The organism is Paenibacillus sp. E194 (assembly GCF_000935845.1).
GTDB classification, from domain to species: domain Bacteria; phylum Bacillota; class Bacilli; order Paenibacillales; family Paenibacillaceae; genus Paenibacillus_B; species Paenibacillus_B alvei_B.
Genome location: NZ_JMDX01000333.1, coordinates 1 through 5,166 on the forward strand (window position 1 = coordinate 1; position 5,166 = coordinate 5,166).

Below are 5,166 nucleotides of genomic sequence, written 5' to 3' on the forward strand. Positions count from 1 at the left end.
ATTTGATTCAAAGCACGACACTTTCGCATTCAGTTTTCAAGGTTCAAGCCTTGAACTTCATATTGGCTTTAGCCAATGCTGTTTGGTGGCGATGGCGGAGGGGTTCCACGCGTACCCATCCCGAACACGACCGTTAAGCCCTCCAGCGCCGATGGTACTTGGACCGCAGGGTCCCGGGAGAGTAGGACGTCGCCAAGCAATTAAAGACCACTGTTGAGACATCTCGACGGTGGTTTTTTTATGTAAACCTAATATAGGTATGTTAAAAAGCCGAATGCTTCGCCTAATTTAGGTTGGCAGCAATCGGCTTTTTTCTTATATGCTTACGCTTTGTATAGGCATATGTCCATTTCGTTGACTTTAACGAGTCCACTTGAGTCGACGGCGCGCATCGTTAATAGGCAATACTAGCGTGGAGACAGCAGCCATAAGTGCCAGAACACGTTCAACAAGGTGAGTTTAAATGGAAGCCATGGCTAAGCGGCTATTAAGTGCAATTTCGATGGGCTAGTACAGGTAGCTCGCTTAAGGAAGTGAGTTGACAGTATGTCTGTTGAAGTGATTAATGCCTATGATTTGAATACATATTTCTTATATATTATGAAGAAACAGATGATTAACGGGACGTTCACGGATATTATTCCATATAGCAAACCCCCACTACCTATAGAGAGAGTGGGGGCTGCAGCAATAGAATGGAACCCTGCGATCTAATTTGTTAAGGACTGCATTTTGAATTCTTCAACTTAGTTGCCTTGTTTTTTGACATACCCCATTAATCCATGCAAGGTTCGGACGAACTCGGAGCCCGACATCCGACCAAGTGCACCGTAGGCACAGTCCATTTCATTATAAGAGGTGACTCGATCTCTTCGAATGCTTGGCCCATAGATGACGACGGGAACTGGCTCCCCAGTATGCTCCTTAACCTCACAAGGAGTAGAATGATCAGCGGCCAGTGCTAGGTATACATCCTCTGATAGTTGATCAGCGATTATGCCGACCATTCTATCAAACATTTCTAGGGATTGAGCCTTCTTCAGTGGTTCATTATCGTGCCCCATCAGATCTGGAGCTTTAAGATGAACATAGACAATGTCATGATGGACAATCTGTTCAAGTGCAAGTTTTGCTTTCAGTTCAACATCAGTATCCATACTTCCAGTCAGTCTTATATCTGTAATGGTTGTGTACCCGGCTAACTTCGCTACCCCAAGAACGGTGCTTTCGGCAGCAATGCAGCAACCTTGGAAATTCATCTTTGAAACAATAGGCTCAAGTTCAACCATACTACCTGCACCACGGGTAAGAATGAAGTTGGCAGGCAGCAATCCATTAGCTACTCGCTCCTCATTCACAGGATGCGATGACAAGATCCGAGAAGAGATTTCTAAGAAGCGGTTGACTGCAGCAGCAGTGCGTCGTACTTCTAATGTATCTTCCAACGGCTGAACAGGAAGATACGGTTTGCCGTCGTTCGGCGCTTTCGGGTCAGAATCACTAATTTGATCACTTAATCCCTGTCCACGCAGCACAAGCACAGCACGATGTTCAGTCGCAGGCTTGCAGTAAGCATAGATGCCCTCGGCTACTTCTATTCCTGAAATGGATTCAGCAAGCTTGTCCGTATGTTCCCGTATGCGGCCAGCGCGTCGATCCAGCACAACACCGTTTTCTACAGTGGCAAAATTGCAGCGAAGAACGACATCTCCAGGCTGAATATCGATTCCGACTCCAAGTGCCTCGATGGGGCCGCGACCTGGGTATTGCTCAGGCTTGAATCCAAATAAAATCATGTGACCCATATCGGTTCCTACCGGAATTCCCGTGCCGATCAAATCGATCATGCCAGTAATACCTTCAGCAGCTAACCGATCCAAGTTTGGAGTATGAGCATATTCCAAAGGGGTTTGGTGTTTTAAGAGCGGATGCGGACGATCTCCCGAACCGTCTGCAATTGCCATAATCACTTTTCTGTGTAGCATATGTGCACTCCTCTTTCATTAGCGTAACTGGGTGTTCGGAGGTGACATTTATAATCGATATCCAAGGAGTTGGAACCAGGTGAATACCGATAGGCTGATTATACTTGCACCAATGAAGCATGTAACAATTGCATATTTCACTTGATCGAACACGCTGAAGTAACCAGTTGAGAAATAGATCGTATTTACCTTCGAGTGTGGCGGCAGGGTTATTGTGTACGTAAGCTTCATCGCGGATGACAATGCGAGCGTAACGGGATCCATACCGAGTGTTTTGGCTAGTGCGATAAATGCTGGTATCAATATCGTAGTTCGCACCGTTTTTCTTGTGAAGATCAGATGACTATACATACTAATAAAGATAACCACGATGTATACAAGAATATGGTTCATTTGTTCCAACCCAAGCCCGTATACAACTTTGTTGATCATCCACTCTGCACCCTTCGACTTTTCAAGAGCATTGCCGACCGCATATGCGCCAGCAGCAAAGATCATCAGATCCCACTTTAATATTTGTTTCCCTCCAAGTCAGCAATCCAACTCTCGGAGTACACCGGCAATAACAGCTGTCATATACACGCTAATTTCAAATCCAAGCAATGCCTTGTGGTAATCCTCCGTTGCCCACAACAATACCGTGATTAGAAAGATTGTCATTGCCTTTTTCTCATCCACGGTGAGCGTTCCTAGCTTTTTCAGCTCTTCCTTAAGTTTGGACATCGCACCTTCGAAATCGGACTCGCCCTTAATGGAGAACAGCTTGAGCCCAACGAAGAAGGTTAGGAGCATCGTAATTAAGGCTGTCGGCATTGAGGCCGCGAGCCAATCCATATATCCAATCGAGCCACCGGCTTGTTCATTAATGAAGCCAACCGCAATAATGTTTGCAGCCGTTGCAGTCATAACCCCGGAAGTGGCGATCGCATCTGCTTGCACACCCTGGAGCATCATTAATCTCCCGAAATTGCTCTTACCTGGTGTGGCTTTGTATATTTCCAGCAAGATGAGGCAGATAGGAACCATCAATGTTGCCCGCGCAGTTGTTGAAGGAACGAAGAAGGCGAGCGCGAAGTTGATAAAGATAAGGACAAGCAATGTCTTCTTTGGCGTTTGACCGAACTTGGTAACCATCCATAGCGCGAATCTGCGGGCCAAGTTTGATTTGATCATAGCAGAAGTCAGGATGAAGGCAGATACCATAAGCCAAATAACGTCGAATCCCAGTGTGCCGAATGCCGTTTTCTCCTCAGTTGTTCCTGATAGGCTCAACATAATAATCGCGATCATCGAAGTTAAGTAAATTGGCAGTGCGCCACTCACCCATAGAACAAGCGCGCTGGCGAAGATTGCAATCGCCTTTTGAGCTTGTGGTTCCAAGCCTTCAGGAGTTGGAATGAGTACGAGTATGAGAAATACAAGTATAGCAAGAGGAATCCCGATTTTTTTGAAAAGGGCCTCGAACCCACCTTTCTTACCGCCCTCCTTTTGTTTGTCTGTAGAATGGCCATCTGGTTGTAATGGCATATTGCTCATGAATGAATCCTCCCATTGAATAACGAAGAATGATTGCGTTTTCATTATAGCCAAGCCTATAATTATAAGGCAATTTGATTGTTTGATAGTATTCATAACGTTACCTTATAGAAATAAGAGGATGACTGTAATGAACATTAATAAACTAGAAACCTTTATCACCTTATCGAACTGTTTGAGCTTTACAGAAGCTGCAGAGCAGCTGTACTGTTCACAACCTGCAGTCAGTATGCAAATACAAAGTTTAGAAGAGGATTTGGGAGTGCAGCTGTTCGATCGAATTGGGAAGAAGCTCTATTTAACGAAGCAAGGGGACATATTCAAACCGTACGCAGAACAGATTGTGAATCTATTGCGGTCAGGTAGAGAGCATTTGCATCAGTTGGAGGATTTGTCGGCTGGCGCGCTTGTATTTGGAGCAAGTAATTTCGTCGGTGTATATCTACTGCCATCTGTGCTTGCTTGGTATAAGGAGCAGTACCCGAAGATCAAGATAAGCATGAAGATTACATCCTCACAACAGCTGATTCATCAGTTGGAATCCAACAGCATTGAATTTCTCGTATTATCCGATCAAGTAGAAGTCGATGAATCACGGTACCAAACGTGCTCGTTTTATCAGGATCGCCTTGTTCTCATTGCACGTCCAGATCACCATTTAGCCCAGAAGAGAAGATGCACGTTATATGATCTTCAAAATGAGACCTTTTTTATGAAGCCGGATAAATCAGCAACAAGGCAATTCCTCGATATGAAGTTCGAACAGGCAGGCATCTCGTTATCCAATACAATCGAAATCAGCAGCTTGGAAGGCATTAAACAGGGCGTTATTCATGGACTTGGCGTAGCAGCAGTATCTGAATTAACGGTGAAGCAGGAGATTGCTAGCGGACTGCTAGTTGCTATTCCCGTAGATGAAGTGAAGTTTGAGAGAGGGATTCAATATGTTCATTACAAAAACAAGCACCTGTCGCCAGCAGCTAAAGCATTCATTACAATGCTGGACAACATCTTAACCGAAGAGTAGGTACGGAGTGATAGAAAGTAAAGGATTGAAGAACATGAAATAAAGGATTTAAAACTAGTGTAAAAAAAGTCTTGCATTCTACATTAGAAATATGGTATATTCTAATTCCTGCTTCGTTAAGAGGTAGGCAATCGAACGAAGAAAACAAATCAAAAAAAGTTGTTGACTTCAAGTTCGTTAAATGATAAGATATAAAAGTCGCCGATGAGAGACGCGGTGAACGAAAGCGAAAGAGGCGATAAGCCGAAGCGCTGGATTGAAGATTGTTCTTTGAAAACTGAACAACGAGCAACGTTTGTGAATGAGGTAGTAATACCTCGTCAAAAGATATGAGCAGTTCAAACTTAACTTTAACGGAGAGTTTGATCCTGGCTCAGGACGAACGCTGGCGGCGTGCCTAATACATGCAAGTCGAGCGGACTCTCAGGAGTGCTTGCACTCCTGAGAGTTAGCGGCGGACGGGTGAGTAACACGTAGGTAACCTGCCCATAAGACTGGGATAACCCACGGAAACGTGAGCTAATACCAGATAGGCATTTTCCTCGCATGAGGGAGATGAGAAAGGCGGAGCAATCTGCCACTTATGGATGGACCTGCGGCGCATTAGCTAGTTGGTAG

The 5,166-nt window shown here is 44.8% G+C and carries 2 protein-coding genes, 2 rRNA genes and 1 pseudogene; 3 read left to right on the forward strand and 2 right to left on the reverse strand.

The window, feature by feature from the left end:
• The first annotated feature begins 81 nt into the window (after window positions 1-81).
• Window positions 82-198, forward strand: a 5S ribosomal RNA gene (gene rrf / locus AZ66_RS26605).
• A 548-nt stretch (window positions 199-746) separates the two neighbouring features.
• Here the strand turns inward: rrf and apgM are convergent.
• A complete protein-coding gene (gene apgM / locus AZ66_RS26610; RefSeq protein ID WP_044357659.1) occupies window positions 747-1,985 on the reverse strand; it encodes a 2,3-bisphosphoglycerate-independent phosphoglycerate mutase in 1,239 nt (412 codons plus the stop codon).
• A 48-nt stretch (window positions 1,986-2,033) separates the two neighbouring features.
• A pseudogene (locus AZ66_RS26615) lies at window positions 2,034-3,617 on the reverse strand (SLC13 family permease).
• Between the two features lie 34 nt (window positions 3,618-3,651).
• Here AZ66_RS26615 and AZ66_RS26620 point away from each other — a divergent pair.
• Window positions 3,652-4,548 (forward strand): LysR family transcriptional regulator, encoded by an 897-nt coding sequence (locus tag AZ66_RS26620; protein ID WP_044357661.1) that lies wholly within the window; start codon window positions 3,652-3,654, stop codon window positions 4,546-4,548.
• 350 nt (window positions 4,549-4,898) lie between these two features.
• A 16S ribosomal RNA gene (locus AZ66_RS26625) occupies window positions 4,899-5,166 on the forward strand; the annotation flags it as partial.